General features: G+C 32.2%; 22 protein-coding genes. 6 read left to right on the top strand and 16 right to left on the bottom strand.

What is annotated here, in order from left to right; all coding sequences use genetic code 11:
- Nucleotides 1-138 precede the first annotated feature (138 nt).
- The 3 genes from CF386_RS12435 to fucP all read left to right on the top strand — a co-directional run bounded on the left by CF386_RS12435 (nt 139) and on the right by fucP (nt 3,700).
- Nucleotides 139-555 (top strand): hypothetical protein, encoded by a 417-nt coding sequence (locus tag CF386_RS12435; protein WP_089074748.1) that lies wholly within the window; start codon nt 139-141, stop codon nt 553-555.
- A 777-nt stretch (nt 556-1,332) separates the two neighbouring features.
- Entirely contained in the window at nt 1,333-2,316 is a 984-nt protein-coding gene (locus CF386_RS12430) for an aldo/keto reductase (protein ID WP_225971774.1), read from the top strand.
- 70 nt (nt 2,317-2,386) lie between these two features.
- A complete protein-coding gene (fucP, locus tag CF386_RS12425) occupies nt 2,387-3,700 on the top strand; it encodes an L-fucose:H+ symporter permease (RefSeq protein WP_089074746.1) in 1,314 nt (437 codons plus the stop codon).
- Nucleotides 3,701-3,763: 63 nt separating this feature from the next.
- Here fucP and proS read toward each other — a convergent pair whose 3' ends face one another.
- The 12 genes from proS to CF386_RS12365 form a co-directional block, all read right to left on the bottom strand.
- On the bottom strand, nt 3,764-5,260 hold the full coding sequence (gene proS, locus CF386_RS12420; RefSeq protein ID WP_089074745.1) for a proline--tRNA ligase: 1,497 nt from the start codon (nt 5,258-5,260) through the stop codon (nt 3,764-3,766).
- Between the two features lie 82 nt (nt 5,261-5,342).
- On the bottom strand, nt 5,343-6,281 hold the full coding sequence (gene trbB, locus CF386_RS12415; RefSeq protein WP_089074744.1) for a P-type conjugative transfer ATPase TrbB: 939 nt from the start codon (nt 6,279-6,281) through the stop codon (nt 5,343-5,345).
- 22 nt (nt 6,282-6,303) lie between these two features.
- A complete protein-coding gene (gene lepB, locus CF386_RS12410) occupies nt 6,304-6,807 on the bottom strand; it encodes a signal peptidase I (protein ID WP_225971773.1) in 504 nt (167 codons plus the stop codon).
- Between the two features lie 7 nt (nt 6,808-6,814).
- A complete protein-coding gene (locus CF386_RS12405; protein ID WP_089074742.1) occupies nt 6,815-7,966 on the bottom strand; it encodes a type IV secretion system protein in 1,152 nt (383 codons plus the stop codon).
- Nucleotides 7,967-8,016: 50 nt separating this feature from the next.
- Nucleotides 8,017-9,303 (bottom strand): TrbI/VirB10 family protein, encoded by a 1,287-nt coding sequence (locus tag CF386_RS12400; RefSeq protein ID WP_089074741.1) that lies wholly within the window; start codon nt 9,301-9,303, stop codon nt 8,017-8,019.
- Nucleotides 9,296-10,330 (bottom strand): TrbG/VirB9 family P-type conjugative transfer protein, encoded by a 1,035-nt coding sequence (locus CF386_RS12395; RefSeq protein ID WP_089074740.1) that lies wholly within the window; start codon nt 10,328-10,330, stop codon nt 9,296-9,298. Before CF386_RS12395 ends, CF386_RS12400 begins: the two co-directional genes overlap by 8 nt.
- 3 nt (nt 10,331-10,333) lie before the next feature.
- Complete coding sequence (locus CF386_RS12390) at nt 10,334-10,978, bottom strand: type IV secretion system protein (protein ID WP_089074739.1); 645 nt, start codon at nt 10,976-10,978, stop codon at nt 10,334-10,336.
- Nucleotides 10,971-11,609, bottom strand: a complete 639-nt coding sequence (locus tag CF386_RS12385; RefSeq protein WP_089074738.1) for a hypothetical protein — start codon at nt 11,607-11,609, stop codon at nt 10,971-10,973. The genes CF386_RS12390 and CF386_RS12385 overlap by 8 nt, the downstream gene beginning before the upstream one ends.
- Entirely contained in the window at nt 11,602-14,025 is a 2,424-nt protein-coding gene (trbE, locus tag CF386_RS12380; protein WP_089074737.1) for a conjugal transfer protein TrbE, read from the bottom strand. The genes CF386_RS12385 and trbE overlap by 8 nt, the downstream gene beginning before the upstream one ends.
- A 4-nt stretch (nt 14,026-14,029) precedes the next feature.
- Nucleotides 14,030-14,287, bottom strand: a complete 258-nt coding sequence (locus tag CF386_RS12375) for a VirB3 family type IV secretion system protein (protein ID WP_089074736.1) — start codon at nt 14,285-14,287, stop codon at nt 14,030-14,032.
- A 15-nt stretch (nt 14,288-14,302) separates the two neighbouring features.
- Entirely contained in the window at nt 14,303-14,659 is a 357-nt protein-coding gene (locus tag CF386_RS12370; protein WP_089074735.1) for a TrbC/VirB2 family protein, read from the bottom strand.
- Nucleotides 14,660-15,435: 776 nt separating this feature from the next.
- A complete protein-coding gene (locus CF386_RS12365; protein ID WP_158522422.1) occupies nt 15,436-16,629 on the bottom strand; it encodes an MFS transporter in 1,194 nt (397 codons plus the stop codon).
- 90 nt (nt 16,630-16,719) lie between these two features.
- Between CF386_RS12365 and CF386_RS12360 the strand changes: the two genes are divergently transcribed.
- The 3 genes from CF386_RS12360 to CF386_RS12350 all read left to right on the top strand — a co-directional run bounded on the left by CF386_RS12360 (nt 16,720) and on the right by CF386_RS12350 (nt 19,295).
- Entirely contained in the window at nt 16,720-17,559 is an 840-nt protein-coding gene (locus tag CF386_RS12360) for an isopenicillin N synthase family dioxygenase (protein WP_089074733.1), read from the top strand.
- 197 nt (nt 17,560-17,756) lie between these two features.
- A complete protein-coding gene (locus tag CF386_RS12355; protein ID WP_089074732.1) occupies nt 17,757-18,320 on the top strand; it encodes a porin family protein in 564 nt (187 codons plus the stop codon).
- A gap of 327 nt (nt 18,321-18,647) precedes the next feature.
- Nucleotides 18,648-19,295 (top strand): outer membrane protein, encoded by a 648-nt coding sequence (locus CF386_RS12350; RefSeq protein ID WP_089074731.1) that lies wholly within the window; start codon nt 18,648-18,650, stop codon nt 19,293-19,295.
- Between the two features lie 96 nt (nt 19,296-19,391).
- Here CF386_RS12350 and CF386_RS12895 read toward each other — a convergent pair whose 3' ends face one another.
- From CF386_RS12895 to nhaD, 4 genes are all read right to left on the bottom strand, one after another.
- Nucleotides 19,392-19,532, bottom strand: coding sequence for a hypothetical protein (locus tag CF386_RS12895; RefSeq protein ID WP_158522421.1), 141 nt, complete (start codon nt 19,530-19,532; stop codon nt 19,392-19,394).
- Nucleotides 19,533-19,604: 72 nt separating this feature from the next.
- Nucleotides 19,605-19,910 (bottom strand): hypothetical protein, encoded by a 306-nt coding sequence (locus CF386_RS12345; protein ID WP_089074730.1) that lies wholly within the window; start codon nt 19,908-19,910, stop codon nt 19,605-19,607.
- Between the two features lie 70 nt (nt 19,911-19,980).
- The gene (locus tag CF386_RS12340) at nt 19,981-20,268 is read right to left on the bottom strand and encodes a hypothetical protein (protein WP_089074729.1); all 288 of its coding nucleotides are present in this window, start codon (nt 20,266-20,268) and stop codon (nt 19,981-19,983) included.
- Nucleotides 20,269-20,405: 137 nt separating this feature from the next.
- Complete coding sequence (nhaD, locus tag CF386_RS12335; protein ID WP_089074728.1) at nt 20,406-21,836, bottom strand: sodium:proton antiporter NhaD; 1,431 nt, start codon at nt 21,834-21,836, stop codon at nt 20,406-20,408.
- Between the last annotated feature and the right edge of the window lie 71 nt (nt 21,837-21,907).

The following is a 21,907-nucleotide window of genomic DNA, read 5'->3' as shown; positions in this document are numbered from 1 at the left end:
GTTACAATTATACAAGGTGGAACTGGAGATCCAATTGCTTTAGGTAGTCATGAATTTGAGGCTGCAAACACAAGCATTAATAACGTTTATATACCATACATTAGACAAACAGCAAACGATGACATTAATGTAGATGAAGTGCCTGATTCGTTTATTTGGAATAGAAATAGAGGACTAATTTCTTTCGATGGCAACACCATCCGTCATGTTCATATTAACAAAGTTGTTGTTGATCAAGTGGGGACTAAGAAAAGTAATGGAACAGGCAAGTCATTATTTAATTATGTTGCCTCACCTGTAGTTGTGGCAAATAGCGCATCATCGAGTGACTTCACGATTGATGGGCTTGATCTGCAAGTTTACCCATCAAATTTTATGATGTTTTATAAACCTGCGACAGATGAAGTTATAAATATGACTCACTTTAGTCAATTAAATGAAGATGGTCAACCATGGGCTATGAACACTACAGATAATGCCTTGGGTTCTGATAATAATAACAAATGGAAGAAATTATCAACACTTGATGCCGCAAAGATAATAACAATCAAATGATAAAAAAAACTAATAAAAATTAAAAATTTTTCAATAATATCAAATCTTACCTATACAAAGCTATAGGTAAGATTAATTTTGTAGATCTGATACTTAATTAAACATAAAGAAAAAACTTAGTAATATTTGCTATACAAATTTGATTTATTTACCCTTACCTAAAAAGAACATTTCTATAACTGCCTGATTATTTATGCTGATAAATTGATTTAAATATAAAAACTTTCCTGATAAATCTTTAAAATTTTGAAAAATTTTATATATGCATATTAATAATCAAAAAATTACTCAACTCACTCAAATTAATATTAGCAAATAGGAATTAACCGGCCTCTATTGTAAGAAAAAATTACATAATATTTTTTTTATAAATATGCAATAACCTTCTACACGTTAATATTATTTTCCGCAAGGTAACCAGAAATTTGAAGACAAGCTATTTAACTCCGTCTAGTTGTCTTGATATGACGTAATTATGTCTCTTTCAGTTCTTATTTTAAAAGTAAGTTGTTTATAAAATGATTTTACAATAGATGATTTGTGCCCATTATTATCATTGGTAACTGTGCCTTGAATTATTTTTTAAAAAGCAGATATTAATATTAAAAAAGGATACAAACATACAATTTGAAAATGATTTAGTTTTTTATCTTATTGTCAACATTATTTGTCAATACATCTAAACATGAAGATGCTTAAAACAGATATACGAAAATAAAATTTACATATAACCCTGTAGGATATAAATATGAAAAAAATAAAGTAGGTAATACTAACTTGAAAATAAGTGAAATTGGTCTTGGCTGTTCCGGATTTGGTAATTTATATAGTGAGATCGATATCTCTGAAACAAAGGAAATTATCAATACAGCTTATAATAATGGGATTAAATATTTTGATACCGCCCCACACTATGGCGCTGGATTAAGTGAAAGAAGACTTGGTGTGGATATAAGTGACTTACCTAGAGAAGATATTGTGATTTCTACAAAAGTTGGTCGCCTGTTAAAGCCCAATGATCCCAAAAACCTTTCTCCTATAACTGCTGATGGTTTTGTGAATGCAGCTCCATTTAATAGAGTCCTAGATTATACTTATGACGGTATTATGCGTTCCGTTGAAGATAGTCTTCAACGATTAGGTACCAATAAAATTAATATATTAAATATTCATGATGTTGGCAAAGAAACACTTGGAAATGAATATAACCAACATTTTAAAGATGCAATGAGTAGTGGATTTAAAGCTTTAGGTGAGCTAAAAAGCGCTGGTGTAGTCGATGCAATTGGATTAGGTTGTAATGAATGGGAAATCATGGAAGAAACTTTCAAATATGCTGATTTTGATGTCTTTATGCTTGCTGGCCGTTATACTCTTTTGGAGCAAAGCCCCATTGAGAGATTTTTCCCTGAATGTTTAAAGAGAAATATTTCAATTATTGATGTCGGCATCTTTAATTCTGGTATTATGGCAACAGGTCCTACAGAAAATGCGATGTATAACTATGCTCCTGCATCGGATGAAATCAAAAACAAGGTAGCTAAAATATATAAAATCTGCGATGCATTTGGCGTAAACCCAATAGCTGCTGCCATTCAATTCCCTCATTTTCATCCCGTCGTTTGCTCAACAGCTATTGGAGTTCGTAAAGCAAAAAACCTTAAAGCTGATCTTGAGTTATTTAACGCAAAAATACCACATGAATTTTGGGTAGAGCTCCTTGAACAAGATCTGATTCACCCTTTAAGCCCTATTAAATAAATAGTATCAAATAATTGTAGCCCTTCAATTTTTACTTTAGGGCTCATAAATAAGTTTTAAGGAGTTTTTAATGTCAACAGAGTCAATAACTGTAAGTAATCATAACTCAGTTACCGAAAGTAATAATAAGCACTTGAAAAAAATCACCTATCCAATGGTTTTTTCAGTTCTTTGTTCTATGTTTTTTTTATGGGGTCTTCCGAATGTTCTCAACGGTATCATTATGCCTAAATTGCAACTTGGTTTTCATTTAACCAATTTGCAAACAGGCATTATCGATAGTTCATTTTATTTTGGATATTTCTTTGCACCTATAATAGCAGCCTTTATTGCTAATAAATTTGGATTTAAAATAACCATCATTTTTGGTCTTTTAGCCCTCACATTTGGTTCATTTATATGTGCCATTTCATCAGATTGGTATGTTTTTCTACCTTTTTTAATTGGTTTGTTTGTAATGGCTGGTGGATGTGGTTTTTTAGAATCTTCTGCAAACCCAATCGCCACTTTATTGGGTCCGAAAGATTTTGCTAGCTTTAGATTGAATTTCGCACAAATATTCAATGCGCTCGCGACTGTTCTTACAGCATTAATCGGAGGGATCTTGATTTTAAATCCTTCTTCATTTTTGTCAAAAGATCAGCTAGCACAATTATCCGATGAAGCAACTCACAGTTATTTTTATCACTTAGTTTCATCTTTAACTACGCCTTATTTAATTATTGCCGTCATTTTATTAATTGCCACCATCTGTATCATATTTGTGAAATTTCCAAAAGAATCTGAATTGGGCGATGCTGGCCAATCATCGGATGGTTATATTAAAACTTTTAAAAGAGTCATCCAAATAAGTCACTTTCGATGGGCTCTTTTTGCAATGTTTTTAATGAATGGTTGTCAAAATGGACTATGGGGATGGATGATCCGTTTTTCATCCATGAAATTAAACATTAGCATGAGCTCTGCTTCATACTTTTACACTTATGTGATTTTAGGTGCATTATTTGGAAGAGTATTTGGCTCTTATTTATTACATAAATATAAGGCACATACTGTTTTAGGAACACTTTCTAGCATTGCTGGTTTGTTAGCTATCTTCTCTGTATTTTTGCCAGGTATGATGGCAATCTATAGTTTATTTTTGGCAAGTTTTTTTGCCGCAACCTTATATCCAACTATTTTTTCACTCGGGATTGCAGGTCTTGGAAGAGATACTAAGATAGGATCTACTTTCATGGTAATGATGATTGTTGGAAGTTCTTTTATGGTACCTATAATGGGGTTTATTGCCGATCATGTAACCAACTTTTCAGCCATAGAATTAATCCCTGCTCTGGGGTGGTTAATTATAGGATATTATGGCTTTAAAAAAGCAGTTGAGTAACGTCTTAAATAAAAAAGCCTCAGATTAAAGAGGCTTTGTTGAAAACTTAAAAAAAATCATTTCTTAATAAGCTTTTGCAAAAATCACATAATGAGATGCGTCTTTTCCTGTAAAAATACATTTTTCATTAGGTGTGTCCTGATCAAATGGAATATTTCTTGGAGTCACTTTTAATTCTTTTAAAACCTCATTGTCAATCGCAGCTTCACACCATGGAGAAATAGCGAAACCACCATTTTTATTTTTAAAGTAATCAATAAACTCATCTAAAGATACAATTTTTTTCGTATTTTCTTGCTGAAATGACAAAGCTTTTTTATAAATATTATCTTGAATACTTTGAAGACGTTCTGGCAAAGTCTCAACAAAGACAGTTGAATCCACAAACTCTTTTTCTTTTGGTGATTGATCTCTTTGCTTGATACATAAATGATTTTTATCGATATCTCGCATCCCTACTTCAATCCGTATTGGATATCCTTTTTTGATATTATCCCAAGTTTTTGCTCCACCTTGCATATCTCGATCATCAATGATGCAGCGTATTTTTTGATCATTAAATCTTGTTGCTTTTATATCTTTACAAAGTTTCTGACAAAAAGAGAGAACTTTATCTCTTTGTTCCATCCCTTTGTATATTGGTTGAATCACAACTTGTTGAGTAGCAATTTTGGGAGGAAGAACCAATCCATCATCATCACTATGAGCCATAATCATGCACCCAATTAAACGTGTTGAAACACCCCAAGAAGTCGTCCATGCAAACTCTTCATTTCCATGTTCATTTTGAAATTTGATATTGGATGCTTTAGAAAAATTTTGACCTAAAAAGTGACTTGTCCCTGCTTGGACTGCTTTAAAATCTTGCATCATTGCTTCAATTGAATAAGTTTCTACCGCACCTGGGAAACGTTCATCTGGTGTTTTTGTACCTGAAATAACTGGAAGCGCAAGATATTCTTCAACAAAAGTTTTATATAATTCTAAAATGGTAAATGTCTCATCTATTGCTTCTTTTTCAGTAGCGTGAACCGTATGACCTTCTTGCCACAAAAACTCTGAGGTTCTTAAAAACAAACGTGTACGCATTTCCCATCTCATCACATTTGCCCATTGATTAATTAACAATGGTAAATCTCTATAAGATTGGACCCACCTAGAAAAACTATCGCCTATAATAGTTTCAGATGTTGGACGAATAACATAGGGTTCTTCTAATTTTCCAGCAGGAATTAATTTACCGTTTTCATCTGCCTCTAAACGATGATGAGTAACAACAGCTGTTTCAGTAGCAAAACCATCAACATGATCAGCTTCTTTTTGAAGAAAACTTAGGGGAATTAATAAAGGAAAATAAGCATTTACATGATTAGTCTCTTTTAAAAGCTCATCAAGGTTTTTTTGAACATTTTCCCAAATTCCATAGCCCCAAGGTTTCATAACCATACAACCTCTAGTAACAGAGTTTTCTGCTAGATCGGCAGCTTTTACGACTTGTTGATACCATTCAGGAAAGTTTTCTTCTCTTGTTGGTGAGATAGCATTTTGTTTTTTATTCATCCACTTTTACTCATAGAAACTTTAAATTCAATCAATTCTACATATATGTCATCAGCTTGTAAATTTTAAATTAACTTAAAAATTAAATTTCAGATAATTGATATTTACCGTTGCTATAACCCTCTAACTTATATATGTTCTCAATTTTTCTTCCCAATTTAGGAACTCGCTCAATAAAAACAATCAAGTCAATTGCTTCTACAATTAAATTAATGGGCGCATTGGCGACAACTTCTTGGATCAGATCTTCTAAACGACTCGGAGCACTTTGTGCACTATTTGCATGTAAAGTGCAAATTCCACCTGGGTGACCCGTATTCCAGCTTTTTAATAAATCAAGAGCACAACCATCTCTGACCTCACCAATAATAATTCGATCAGGGCGCATTCTGAGTGAGCCTTTTACAAGATCTCTCATAGTCACGTTATCGCTTGTAATCAGATTAACAACATCAGATGCATTGACTTGTAGTTCAGGTAGGTCCTCTAAAACCAAAATTCTATCTTGGGTATTTTGCAATTCAGCGAGCAAAGCATTTGAAAAAGTTGTTTTACCACTTCCAGTACCTCCAACCACGAGTATATTTTTTCGATTTAATACCGATTTTTTTAGTGCATGATAATGATCTGGTTTTAAAATACCTTGATTCAGATAGTCCTGTAGCGAAAAAATTTTTAATGCTCTTTTACGTATTGAAAAACACGGATTTTCAACAATAGGAGGTAACCAACCTTGAAATCTTGCCCCATTAAAAGGTATTTCAGAAGAAACGATTGGAGAGTTCTTATCTGAGATTTGATTTTTAAATGATGCAACAAGCTTAATAATACTTTCTGATTGAATCGAACTAATTTGTATGGGCGTTAAAACCTTACCATTATGAAGGGTTTCTATGAAAATTTTCCCATCCGGATTAAGCATAATTTCAATAACATCTGGATCATCAAAATAACGCATCATATCTGGGCCAAATGCTGTTTGAAGCATCTGATGAAATCTTGATTCAATAATTTCTGCCATCTTTTTTAATCCTCATGAAAAGTTAATAATTAATAACCCTTGCAAAAATTTGCGCTCTTTTAATAATACCCATGTATCGACTATCAAAAGAATTAGGTATTTTCGTACTCATCAAAAAAAACTCACCATTTTTTAATATTCTACAAATTTTAACTTTAGGCAATCTATTATTTTTATGGTCAAATTGTAAAACTTTAGAAATAAACCTATGATTAATATAAACTTTACCTCGCTTTATGCATACAAGATCTCCTTGTGTTGCAAAAACCTTTTTCATCACAGGAATTGATTTTTTAAGGTATCCTTTATTCAATAAAAATTTTAGCCACTTAGAACTTAAATTAAAGAGCACTACATCATTTTGTTTTATTTTTTGTGGTAAAGGAGCATATATAAAGACGCCCTTTTTCATACTATCTGTAAACTGATGCGTCACACCAAAACCCAGCATTTTAATAAAATACACCAAAAGTCCCAAAATGACTAAAAAACTCAATGATATAATGATTAACTTATATTTTTTCACTAGTTATCTATTTATTTTTTAATGATTTTTGAATGGTCTTTTTTAACTCTTTCATATTCTCTTTCGAAAGACCCTCAACACTCGATCCTTTATCTACCTTTGATTCATTTTTATTCATCATCTGATTGAGCCCCATTTGTTGTGCAACAGATGACGTGGTTGGATTTTGGTTCACATTTGTTGCTACATTAACATTCGCTGAAGAACTTAAAGGATTTTGTGCGTTTTGGTTATTTGTTCCACTTGACACTATCGTTGTAGCAGCTCTCATATTACTCACTTGTGCTTCTCGAGACTGAGGCATTGCGGTATTTATAGTTGCATTACCTGATGTATGATTGGGTACATTATTTACAACTGTCATATTACTTTTAGTATTATCTTCAAACATAGAGCTCCCAAGCTCTCCGACAAAACCAGCAACTAATTTAGGAATTTTCCAAAAAACGAGCATAAACACAATACTGCCCAAAAAAACAATACTGAGAGAAGAGACACCTGATGATGAAACCTGCTCTAGATTATTGTCTTTCCAAACAACCGTCATAATACCTACCAAAATAAATGCAATAAAAATACTAATACCTGTTTGAAACACCCCTTGAATAGCTCTATTAAATAAATTTTTAAAGATAGTTAAAGCCCCAAAAGGTATTAATATAAGTGCGGTTAACGAAGAGAGATAAAACCCCCCAACAATCACTATAATTTGAGCGCCAATGATTGAAAATGAGGTTAAAATACCCAAACCTAATAAGTTTTGGGATGATAAGCCTGATCCTGAAGAACCACTGCTGTGGGACATCGCATTCACACCTGTATTCCAACCTAAGTTGAGTATTTTGCTTGGATTTGCAATATATAGCTGTGCATCAGGTGTGATTTTCCCTCCCAAATACTGGAAAGTATTGAGTAACATTTTTACAATTTCAAAAAAATTAGTCGCAAGATAAAAAATTAAGGCAATTTTGATAATCTTAAATAACAGTTTACCTACATCTTGATTAGAGCCAAAAGCCCATAACAGCCCTACAAAAACCAATTCTAAAACTGAAAAGCTGTAAAATAAATTTAAAGCGACAGTATGAAGTGCTGTAAAACCGCCAGTCACAACACTTTGAAATTTTTCTAAGACATGATTTAATAAAATTGTATTCATTCAAAGATCCTAATTGAGACATACCATTTTGTATGTCTTCTTGTCATTGACTAAGGGATTTGATAGTTTCCTGCCAAAGTATATGGTTCCAAAATTAAGTCTTTATTAACCATAATGGAAAATTGAGTCCCACTTCCGGCAATAATCGTTGGTTGAATATTCAAACTTCGCTCAGTGATTTTATTACCAATATTAGATGCAGATTGACCCATAGCTTCAAGCGCACCCTGCTTGGCTGCATTAGCTGTGTTATTACCACTAGACCATCTATTACAAACACCATTAACATATTCCAAACAGACTTCATCATTACTATCATCACTATTCATAGCAATTAAAGCCGGAACATTAAATACTGCTGATAAAAGACCCGCACCAATAATCTGTCCCCAATGATTGTGAACATCTCCTGTTAACCCAGTCGTTCCTTCTTCAGTCATACCGGCTTCATTAGGTAAGACGATCGAATTTCCATTTGGAAAAACTAATCTTTGAAAAGACACCTGAACTCTTTCTTGGCCATATGTTATTTTAGAATTATATTTTCCAAGTACTTTTGTGCCCTGAGGGATTAAAAGCGTTGTACCATTAACCGTATCATAAATAGGTCTACTCACTGTTGCTCGAATCATCCCAGGTTGGTCTGTATTTATGGTCGTATCTAAAACGGCATTAATCACGGATCCAGCATTTACTGTATATTTAGAAATCGGGTGCATCAACATATTCTGATTAATGACATCTTTAGATACTTTTTGTTTAAAAAAACTTTCTTTTTGATCCTGACCGTTGGCCTTTTCATAATCCGTTTCTTTATTTTCAGAAGATGACGCATGGTTTTGACCGGTAGCTTTTGAGTTACCCGCTTTCTGCTGATTTGGGTTATTTCTATTTCGTTTGTCATGAGGCGCCATATTATTGACAAACATAGGATACTTTAAAATTTCGCTATCGACTTGAGTAGTCACTGGAGCTGGCTGCTCAGGCTTTTGATTTTTAAGTCGATCCATTTCTGCTCTTAAAGCCTGTTGTTGTGCCTTCATGTCATCCAAAGCTTTTTTTAACTGAGAATCATCTGAAGGGGCTGCAGCTTGATCCAAATATCGATTTATTTTATTTGCATCACCATAGCTCGAAGGTAATTGAGAAAGATCTTCTGATTCTGAAGTACTTCCCATTGTACTCACTTGAGTATTTGGATTTATTTTTTTCTGATCAGAAAAAGATAAAGTGACTGCAATTACAATAATCGAAACTAAGCTTGCTGCCAATACAATCACAAGCTTTTTATTGATAAGCGTAATTCCTTTTGGCACATTATTAAGTAAATTAGACATGCTGACCTACCGATTCAATTTCAACAATGGTTTCTTTCCCATTCGTTTTGTTTCCAGTTTGAAGACGCATATGATCATAGATACCATCAACGATCATATATTGACCTTTAACTCTATAATTTGCAGTCATCGTACCAAATTTACCTTGGTCATTAGCTACCATTAACACTGGAGTACTAGAATTATAAAATTTATTATTAAATTTTATAAATGTTTGATGTCCACTACTATACACTTTAGTCGGGAACCAAGTTGGTTTTTTTCCTTTTAAAACTCGATAACGATAATCAACATTTAATGTATTTGGATCTAATGTTGGTAATCCAGAGTTACTTAAGGCTTTAGATACTGGCGTATTTGATGTTTGGAAGGTTTGCACCATATCATGAGGATAATTAAATTCCACTGATACCATATAAACATTATTGTTCGTAGATTTCAAAATTAGGTGATAGGTACGTTTATTTGTTGTAATTAAAACCGTATTTTCAAGACCTGATGAATTTGGTTTAATTAAAACATGATATTGTTTAGATGAGCCTTCTCCACTAAAAGTACTCGATATTTGCCAATCAGGCACATCACCGGCTGCTATTGAATTAATCACTTCACCTTGTTCTAAAACAACATCTGTTATATGCATTGGCGCTGTATAAACGGTATACAAGGCATCAGGCATATAATTGTATCGCATCATCGAATTAAAAAAATCAGATGATTTGGGCGTTCTCGTCGCTTTTTTGTTTGCATAAGCGACTGCTTTTTCTTTAGTTAAAAAAGCTTTAGGTTTTAGTTGAGATTTTGTCGGAACCGGCATCATTTGACCTGGTACAGCAACAGGTATGTAATGATCGACAACCACTTTTGTTTTTTTGACATCGCTTGCAGGGATATAGTTAACCACTTCAGGCGCTTTTAAATCAGGATCATTCTGACTGTTTGTTTGCCAGGGACCAGCTGTTGAACAACCAACGAGAACTAAACTTAAACATGAAAACAAAAATTTTTTTTGTAAATAGACTCTCATCTTTTACCCCTTTTTACTAAAGTCAAAATAAGCGATTTTTAAATTAAATGGATTCTGTAATGCCTCAAAGCTTGAAGCCGGCTTTTCTTGTGACGTTTGAACGGTAAAGCTGCCATGAAACAATTCAGATGAAATTTCTTTGCCAGATCGAGCATAAGTTTTTGCTTCCCAATTAAACTCATAAGTATGATCACTTAACGCATTAAAATTAATAAGCTTAATTTCCCTTGTTATCTGGCCAACATTTTTAAATGGTCGATCTTTTCGAATAATTTGATTTAATTGATCTTTTGCTCGTCCTTCGGAAGAAGAAAAAGCATTGACCCATTGTTTTTGAAGAACGACAGGATCTAAAGGAATATTCATTATATCCTTAATAAAATCTGAAACGAAAGCTTCCTCTTGAACCTTAGTCGCAGTGACTCTATTTAAAATAGGGTGAATATTTGCAATTTGCTCATTTGGTTTTACTTCAGCAACATAAACAAAATTTTGCTGTCTCATCAATGTTATAATAAACGCAATTGATAAAAGTATTACAATGATCAAACTTGAAAAAAAGGCAAGCTTCCAGTTTTTGATCTGCTTATCAGCAGAGCCCAATCGATCATTCCACTCATTTTGAGCTTTGATATATTTGTTATTCATTTTTATCTTTCTCTTGCTTATAAGCTTTTAATTCAACACGTTGCAAAAATAACTGTAATGGGTTGATATTAAGGTCTTTATTATCAGTTACTTTCTTTGTGGCAACTATAGCCTTAATACTTCGCTTCAATATGACACCCTTTTGTTTAACATCATAATTAATGATGAATATGTTGCTACCAAGAGGCTTAACATTTGCTATTTTCACAAATTTCAGGTTTTCTTTTTTTAAAAAGTTTAGTTTTTGAAAACTATCTTCTGACATAAACTTATGATTATTTTGAGACTTAAAAAAAGACTCTAAAATATTTTTAATAAAGGTTATTTTTAAAATTTGAAAATCATTTTGTATATTCTCAGGCTTTGTTAATACCCCTTTTGAGATCACAAAGCCAGATTTGCTCACTTGGCTTGTCAATACATTAATTTTAAATGTATTAGCTGTAACCAATATCAGAAAAACTAAAATTAATGCTATGGAAAGAAGTGTGATTGTATAAACTCTCCATTTACTTGCCTTTTCTAATTTTTCACCAATGGGATGATCCCATCTTTGGTTATTTTGATTAAAAGGAGTAGTGACTTCGCCATAATTATAATTTTGTGGTTGCTTTGATTTAAATTCAGTCATCAGAAGTTTCCATCAAGCTTGATACCCAATTTAAATTTTTATAATTAAAAAAATTCTTCAAATATGCATTATGATCAGATTCAAGATGCAATTCTTTAATCTTCTTTTTGTCTTCTGATTTTGATGAAGCAACAATCGCCAGTGTTATGGGCCCAAGAGCTAGATCAAATAGAGCATTTCCTTCTGGAGACTCAAAATAATATTGTCTTTTCGGAATAGCATTGGCCAGAATATTAACCTGGGTTTCATTAAGTCCTAAGTCGATATAATGTTTTTTTACATTAGGCTCTAGTGCCCTATCATTTGGAAGAAATATTCGAGAAGGACAAGACTCTATTAAAGCGGATGCAATATCACTATCAATCGTATCTTCAACTGATTGAGTTGCAAAAATTACAGATACGTTAAATTTTCTTAAAGTCTTCAACCATCCTCTAATCTTATTGGCAAAAATTGGGTTATCCAAAAATAACCAAGCCTCATCCAATATCATCATAGTTGGACGGCCATCAAATCTTTTTTCTAGTACATGAAAAAGATATGAAAGAACGGGTGGAATAACATCTGGCATATCCATTAATTCTTCCATTTCAAAACATTGCCAATTCTTTTTATAAAAAACTTCCGTATCACTATCTAGAATATGACCATAAGCTCCTCCAATGACATATGAATCAAGCGCCAACCTCACTTGTTGATTTTGAATCAGCGCCTTTAGACCTGTCATTGTTCTTTGATGAGCCTCAAAATTGGCTAAGTTATTGAGTGCATTCCAAACGACTTCTTTAATTTCTGGTGTAATTTCAATATTTTCATTTGATATAATCCCTAAAATCCAATCATTAGCCCAAATTCTCTCAGACTCTTCATTAATATGAGCAAGAGGTTGAAAAACTAAACCTGAAGGGTCAGGACTTCCCACATTATAATAATGACCATCAACAGCAAATGTTGAAGAAAGGAAACTGCCACCTTTATCAAATACAAAAACTTGTGCGTCTTTATATCGAAGAAATTGAAGTGCCATAGTCGATAATAAAACAGATTTACCTGCGCCAGTTGGTCCAATAATCATCTGATGTCCGACATCATTGATATGATTTGAAAGTCTAAATGGCGTATTTCCACTTGTTCGAGCATATAATAACGGAGGAGCATTCAAATGTTTATTTTTTTCAGGTCCAGCCCATAAAGCAGAAAAAGGAATTAAATGAGATAAATTAAGACTATGTATTAATGGCATTCTAACATTTGCAACAGTGTTACCAGGAATGGATGATAGCCAAGCCTCAACAGCATTCATCGACTCACAGATTGTCGTGAAGCCCAAACCATTAATCACTCGCTCTATTTCTCTTGCTTTTTCAATTGCATGATTTTGATCTTTATCCCATACAGTCACAGTAAAAGTAGAATAACCAAAAGACACATGGTCATCAGCCAACTCCTCCATTGCAATATCAGCATCTTGAGCATTTCTCATTGCAGCACTATCTTGCAGCGGACTTTCACTTTTGGAAAATACTTCAGTTAACATTGAAAGCATCCCTTTTCTCTTTGAAAACCATTGCCTTCGATATGTTTTAAGCATTTTTTCAGCATCAAGCTTATCAAGAGGTAAATATCTAGAGACCCAACGATATTCAATAGGCAAATGGTTGAGCTGATCTAAAATCGCTGGAGTTGAAGTACCTGGAAAACCCATGATAGATATAGTTTTCAGATAAACATCTCCTAACATTGGAGATAATCCTCCTGTTAAAGGAGTATCTGCAATAAAGGCATCTAAGTACATCGGTGTTTCTGGAACTAACAGCTTTTGTTTTTTTAATGATACGCATGAATGCAAATAGGTTAATAAAGACTCATCATCCAAAACGTTAGATTCAAACATAAAATCTTGCAAAATATCTAAAATTTTTCTTGTCGTCGTCAAAAAATAGTCTAATTCATTTTTATATGAATTCTGTTGTTTTCTGTTGCCAGTTTCAGAAATAAAAAATTTTGATTGATTTGAAACGATATCTTTGGGCGGTAAATAAACGAAAGTAATATAATAATGACTTTCAAAGTGCTCTTGTTCGCTTTGAAAAAGTGCACTTCTTTCAGAGTCTACTAATAAGCTAACTGGATCTGGAAAATGTTGTTCTTTAGGGTAGGCTACCGCCTGCTCTCTTCTAGCTTCTATAAATAATGCCCATCCAGCATTTAATCTTTTCAATGCATTATTAAGTCTAGCTGTAGCTGAAACCAACTGTGATGGGGTCGAAGACTCAATATCTGGTCCTCTATATTGCATGACTTGCATTAAAGAACCATCTTTATTCAGCATTACCCCAGGATGAACAAGTGCTGCCCAAGGTAAAAGATCCGTCATTCGATCCGCTTTTTTTCTAAATTCAGTTAAATTAAACATAAACTCACACTTTATAATAATTTTTTTGTTTGATATGCCTTAATAAAATCTCAAACCCATTTGGATCTTTTTTGGTGATTTGTCCTGCAATTATTTGGATTAAAATGGATACTGGAATGACTATCAAAGAATGAAAGCCAAATAATAATGCAAGACATGTAAAAGCATTAAGAAGCGTAAAACTTCTTGAAGCTCCCATCATCAAAATAGGTTTCGTAAGTGCACTGTGAACCGAAATCTGAAACCCTGGAACTGAGTTCATGATAAACCTCGTAAATTAGATAGCTATTCCGCTTGAATCGCCGCCAAATAAACTTGCAACAATACTTGCTGCTCCAAATACGATAGCTAAGCCCATTACAATTTGTAGTAATCTTCTTACTCCAGAGCCTGACTCACCAAAAGCAATACCAAATCCAGCCATAACAATGACTAATACAGCTAATATTCTTGCGACAGGTCCAGTTAATGAGTCCATAATTTTTTGTAAAGGTCCTTCCCATGGCATGTCTCCACCTTGATCCATACCCATTGCAAAAGCTTGGTTACAACCTAAAAAAAATAAAATACTAAAACTTAAAATTTTATTTTGTCCATATGTAAAAATATTTTTTATAAATTTCAATTTTTTCATGAAAAGTATTTCCTGTTCAAATAATTTAAAATGAGAATAACAAACTCAAAACAACATGAATAGGACAATTGTCCTAAAACAAAAAGAATAAAGACATTTAGAACTGAAACTTACTAGGATTTTAATTACCTTTAAATGTCCATATCAAAAGTTTTGAATTATTCCCTAAGAGTTTATGTCACTTTTATTTCAAAAATATTAAAGATGACAAAATCTTACATAAATTAACTTATTTAAATACAAATTTAAATACCTTCCAGGATATAAACTTATTATTTTATCTATCTTATTAGTTAAATTGTATTGTTAGAATCGAATTTATAAATAGAATAAAGATATTCCAAATTTAAATTAAAAACAGTAATTTATATCTTTACTTTTAAGTTTTTCAAATTTTTATTTTTTCTTAAATAGATAAAAAAGTCGATAACTTTGGGATTAATGTACCTAAAATGTGTTGAGTAAACGAAATGTATATGCATGGATTTGATGAAATTTAATCTTGATTTAAACACAAAATATATGCCAAAATTCATCACAATTTTTTTGTAACTCTATGATAAAAATAATACTTTCTAATTTTTTCATCCCTTCCAAAATAAATATATTTTAAAAGAAAAATTTTATATAAAACTCTTTGAAGACACCAATTAAAAGAAAAATCACATAAATTAATAACAAAGTTTTATCTAAAAACACTTGATTCTCATCAATTAAATGTGCGCATATAGAAATATATTAAGTCTATTCTGTAAATATTATCTCTGGGCTATTCATTAACAATTGGTAACTGAATTAACTTTCTTAGGTAATGAACGTTGTAAGAATATAATTAATAGATAGCAAATAATACTCAAAAATAAACTAGAATTTAAACTAAATGTATCTGCTAAAAGGCCAGTAAATAAAGGAACAATAGCGCCTCCAGAAATAGCCGTTGCCATAACACCTGACTGCTTGATGTTCAAAGATTCCTTGTTTTGGAAACCTAAACTAAATAACAATGGAAATAAAATAGCATTCAATAAGCCAGTTGCAGTTAATGCTAACAATCCCCAGATTGAATACGAAAATACAGAAAATCCAACCAATATAATATTGATGCTGCACATTATAAAAACTAGTTTCTTTTCATTGTTAGGAGCAATCAAGAAACCACCGATAAATCTACCTACAATCATTAAAAGCCAATAAGTGGTAAATAACTTAGCACCAAAGGAAGGCGAAACCTCAAACTTAGAAATTGCTTGGTTCATTAAAAATGTAGCAAGTGTTACCTCTACTCCTACATAAAGAAATAATGCCAACCATTTATAAAATCGCTCTGCATTCCAGTTGGAACTTGAACTCTTATCAAATTTGCTGCTTAGGTGAGGTGCATTGATATACTTTACACGGGTCATTAAAACAATACTTAATATTATAAATATGATGAAAATAAAAGATAGATTTGATAAGTTTTCAAAAGATTTATGATTAATTTCACTTTTCGAATAGATAATTGTACTGATCACAAAAGGCGTGAGAAATGCACCCAGAGAATGCATTGACTGAAACATAGATAATTTTCCAGTATCTTTTTTATCAGAATAAAAGAGTCCTACATACTCACAAATTATAAATAAAACCACCACACCGACTGCCATGATGAAAGTATTTATTAAAAAGTAATATATACTGGCATTGTTCAATCTAAATAATATACCCCAATTCACACAACTTAAAATTAAAATACCAAGAGCCATAAGAAACCCTTTTTTTAAGCCGACTTTATCTACGACAAATGCAATAATTACCGACATAAAGGCATAAGTAATGAAGAAAGCGGTATCAAATAGGGATAATGTTGCATAATTGATGTTAAAATGATGCTTAAGAATAGGCAGAAATATTTCAATAAAAGTACTAAATGAACCTATCAAGAAAAATGCTGGTAGTAATGTTAAAACCAAATTTAATTTTTTTTTCATTTTCAAATCTTGTATTTTTATTTTAAGAAAGCGTTTTTTTATTATTTGTGATATCATTTAAGACATCTTTATAACACATACAATTTTAAAATGATACTACAAGCAATAGATTATAATTCTGAAAATTTCGGCAAAGATTTTGCTGAGTCTTTAAAAGAAACAGGTTTTGGTGTAATTAAAAATCATCCCATTTCTAAAAATAAAGTACAAACGATTTATCAAAACTGGGCCAATTTTTTTAACACTGATGAGAAAAATAACTTTATTTTTAATAAAGACACTCAAGATGGTTTTTTTCCGTCTTCTATTTCAGAAGTTGCTAAAAATCATACTGTAAAGGATATTAAAGAATATTTTCACATCTATCCGTGGGGTCAAATTCCAAATCAATTGCGACATGAAATTTTAGATTACTACGACACAACAATTCTATTTGCTAAAGATTTACTTCAAAAAATTGAAGATAATACGCCTGAAAATATCAAGCAGCATTTTTCTCAACCTCTAACAGAAATGATAGAAAACAGTAGTCAGTCTCTTTTAAGGGTACTTCACTACCCTCCAATGAAGGGAGACGAAGAGCCTGGTGCAATTCGTGCTGCGGCACATGAAGATATCAATTTAATTACAATACTCCCAGCCTCAAATGAGCCGGGACTTCAGGTCAAAACAAAGTCAGGCGAATGGATTGACGTGCCCTCTGATTTTGGTACGCTAATCGTTAATATAGGCGATATGCTCCAAGAGACAACTCAAGGCTATTATCCTTCAACTTCTCATCGCGTCATTAATCCTACTGGTAAAGGCTCTGATAAATCTAGAATTTCTTTACCCTTGTTTTTACACCCAAGACCAGATGTTATTTTATCCGAAAGATACACCGCCCAATCATATTTACAAGAACGATTACAACAATTGGGTGTGAAATAATCCAATTTCTTTTAAAATCCCGAAGTCCCTTCGGGATTCCTTTCCCCATCTTTAACATATTCGACACTTAACTTAATAACTCCTTAACCAAACTTATTTTGGAAGTATAAATTATACTTATTCGTTGAAATTTACTTAATTTTAGTTAATATAAACACAGATAAAAAACAACGTACAAAATAATCAAGGATATTTTTATGAAAAAAATTCTATTAGCTACAGCATTGATAGCTGGCTTTGTTGGAACTGCATCTGCAAGTGGAGTAGGCCCTTATGTCGGTGTTCAAGGCGGATATTCCTGGATGAACTTAGGTAATAAGAGTAGTCATGATAATGGTTTAAGTGGCGACATCCATGCTGGCTATTTATTTCCTTTAACAAGTAGCTTATCTTTAGGTCCTGAAATGGGATTAGGAACTAACTTTTATAGCCCTAAAGAAGCTGGTTGGAAGCTAGATACAAATTACTATGTTCCAGTTATGGCTAAACTACAATGGCAAGTTAGTAATGAACTGTATTTTTTTGGTAAAGCTGGTATCACGTATGTCAGCCAAACTCAAAAGGATTCTGGTCTGAGTTATGATAATAGCGATTGGCATGCATCTTTTGGTTTAGGTGCTGGATATAACCTATCTCAAAACTTAGCGCTTGAAGCCTCTTATAATTATGTAGATGGTGATGACATAGATAATTCAAACACACGAAAAAATAATACATCTCGTTTCCAAAATGTTTCAGTTGGTGTAAATTACAGCTTCTAATAATATTTGAAATTTCTTATGACTGGAGTCAATACTCACCTCCAGTTAGCTTTAATAAAGTTCATACCACAAGCCTTTTTTCTTTTAAAATCTCAAAGTTGATACTGATATTTGAATAGAAATTCATTCTTTAAAATAAATATTATTTTCAATTAGTTATCTTCATAAGACATATTTCAAACATCTAAGCTTACGCGATATAAATCGCATAAATAAAATTTTTCTATTTGCACATTATTTTTTATTTGCTAATTTTAATTTTATAAATCGATAATTTTTTGTTATTGATTTTTTGAAATAAATTCACAAATAAACAAGGTATACATTATGAAAAAAACGTTATTAGGCATTGCATTATGCACTGGAATGGCCGGAGTAGCTTATGCTGATCCAGTACCATATATAGGTGCTCAAGTGGGTTACTCTTTTACTGACTTACCAGACGCCGATATTACTACTGCGGCTGGGCAAAGCTATGGTTTTAACAAAAAAGATGATGATGGATTTGTCGGTGAAATTAATGGTGGAGTATTATTTCCGATAACAGATTATTTTTTACTTGGTCCTGAAATTGGTATTGGTATGTTTGGGTACTCACCTAAATATAGTCTTAATGCTCTTGGTATTAATGCTAGTGTTAAATATGAAAATGATTACTATATTCCTCTAGTCGCAAGAGCTCAATTTCCCATAAATGATGATTTCTATTTATTTGCTAAAGCTGGTGTAGCTTATGTCAATGGGGAGACTAAAGAGAACATTCAAGGTAAATCTTTCAAACAAAATCAGGATGCTTGGAAATTTACCGGTAGTCTGGGTGCTGGCTTTAACCTAACCGAGCAATTTTCTTTGGAAGCTACTTATACTTACATAGATGGAGACACATCTGGTAAGGACATCGGTAATGATTTTGATGACGGAGACCTTGTATTGCAAACAAACAATATATTCGTCGGTGTAAATTATAAATTTTAAACTTTATAGCACCATGCCTAACAATTAACATGGTGCTTATTTTACAAGACAAGAGTTAATTTTAAATATTATCTTTAGTTACATTCATTTAATAAACTATTTTCTATCCACAAGTTCATTTTGATTGTAGTCAACTAGTTCACTATCTTTCATTTCAACACCAAAAATATGTTTATGCTCTGGATCATGTAAAAGCTCATCAATTCTGAAATCTGCATCTAAATTAAAAATATTCATATTTATTTCTCTAATAAAACAAATTATCTTTTAAGATTAGACCATAAGTACTTAAAAACAAATCCATTATAATTATAGGTCACACATTAACGTTTCAAGCTCTTCTTCAGCTTCATCCATTAAACATTTTAATTCGTATGCATCTTCATGATTAAGCTCTAAGACCCATTTACAACGTTTCGAGGTAGAATTGCAATTTTTACATTTCAGTGCAGTGGTATGTTTTTTACGTTGAAAAATAACATCTTCAAAACTCGCTTCTAGTCTTCTATTTTGATCTTGAATTAGTACGGTAATCTCGCCTGTTGGGTTAACCATAACTTGTGAAGGCAATTTTATTTTTCCCTGAATAACATATCGACGTGATTTAATAATCATATAAACCTCGAAAACTACTTATCAAATACAAACAATATTTCCCTAGACTTATAAGTTTATAACTGATCCATCAAACTTTCAAAGTCATCTTCAGCTTCTTTGATTTTATTTTTAAATCTTGTGCATCTTGATGCTCTAAATGAATGAGCCAATCTTTTTTATCAGATTGAGGCTTGACTCTTACCTTGGTCGACTGCTTGCCATGTGTGAAATGAATATCTTCAAATTTTGCTTTTAAATATCTTTTGTTACCATTTTTTAATTCAAGTGTTAAATAACCTAATGGATTAATCTTAATGTGTACGTTTTTTCTTCTGGCATTTTTTAATAGTTTATATTGTTGGCTTCTTTCAAACATAATTGAACCCTCCAGAAAAATGAATAAAGCTCATAAATTATTATGCAAACTTGATGCCAAAAAAAAACCAATAAAATCAATTGATTATAAATAAAAAAATGCCCTAAAATAAGGCACTGCTCCAAAATTGATCCATTTTAAAATAAATTGGCGTTTATAAATAGATGGGTAATAATGCTGGCAACATATCCTAAGAAAATAACGGGCGTCCACTTTAAATGTCCCATGAAGGTATATTTGCCATGAGCCGCTCCCATTAAGGCCACACCTGCTGCCGATCCAATGGACAATAAACTACCCCCTACACCTGCTGTTAAAGTGATTAATAACCAATTACCCAAGCTCATATGTGGTTCCATTGAAAGTACTGCGAACATAACCGGGATATTATCAATTATGGCCGAAATAATCCCAACTAAAGAATTTGCATAGATTGGATTCCAATGAGTATACATAACATTAGATAAGACGCTTAAATAACCAAGAAGGCTCAAACCGCCAACACTTAATACGACTCCATAAAAAAAGAGTAAAGTATCCCATTCAGCCAATGAAATCCTTTTAAAGACATCAAAAGGAACCACTGATCCTAATCTTTCTAATTTATCCATATCATTATTTAATCTAGCTAAATTCTTCTTTTTTTCTAATGATTTTGGTAACGTTTTCTGTAAGAAAAATCCAAATAATTGAAGATATGCCAAGCCCATCATCATGCCGATTGCTGGCGGCAAATCAAGCGCTGCGTGAAAAAAGACTGATGTACAAACAGTTACTAAAAATAAAGCAATAATGCGTTTAGCACCTCTTTTTAACTCAACATTTTCTATTGTTTTTAATGGAGTTTCTTTGGATATGAAAAAGGACATGATTAATGCAGGAATCATATAATTTACAACTGCAGGAATAAACAAATAAAAGAATTGGAAAAAGGTTGCATGTCTATCTTGCCAAACCATTAGAGTGGTAATATCACCAAATGGGCTAAATGCACCACCAGCATTAGCAGCTAATACTATATTAATGCAAGCTAAATTAATAAACTTTAAGTTACCTTTTCCAACTTTCAAAACAACTGCACACATTAAGAGTGCAGTTGTTAGGTTATCAGCAATGGGTGAGATACAAAAAGATAAGATCCCAGTGATCCAAAAAAGTTTTGTGTAAGAAAATTCTTTCTCAATGAGCCAAGCTTTTAATTTATCAAAGACCCTGCGTTCTTCCATTGCACTTATGTAAGTCATAGCCACCAACAGAAAAAGTAATAGCTCTGCATATTCTTCTAAATTATGCTTTAAAACATCACGTGCAACTTCACTTAATCCTTTCGATGAAAAATAAAATCCAATAATGAGCCAAATTAACCCCGCAGCTAACAATACTGGTTTCGATTTTTTTAATTGAAGTTTTTCTTCAAACATCACAAAAATATAAGCGATAACAAAAATACCAACACAAATGTAACCTACCCAACTGTTTGTAAAGTTATAACTTAGGTTCTGAGTACTAGCATAAGAATAAAATGGTAAAAAGAGTAAACTAAAACATATTGTTAGAATTGATTTCATAAAGGGATGTGCAAGAATTTTAATGTTTTTTAATTATAAAGAAATTAAAATAAGAAATATATTGATTTTAG

Source organism: Paraphotobacterium marinum (assembly GCF_002216855.1).
In the GTDB taxonomy this organism is placed as follows: domain Bacteria; phylum Pseudomonadota; class Gammaproteobacteria; order Enterobacterales; family Vibrionaceae; genus Paraphotobacterium; species Paraphotobacterium marinum.
Note: the sequence above shows the minus strand (reverse complement) of the source record. Positions and strands in the feature narration are given on the sequence as shown.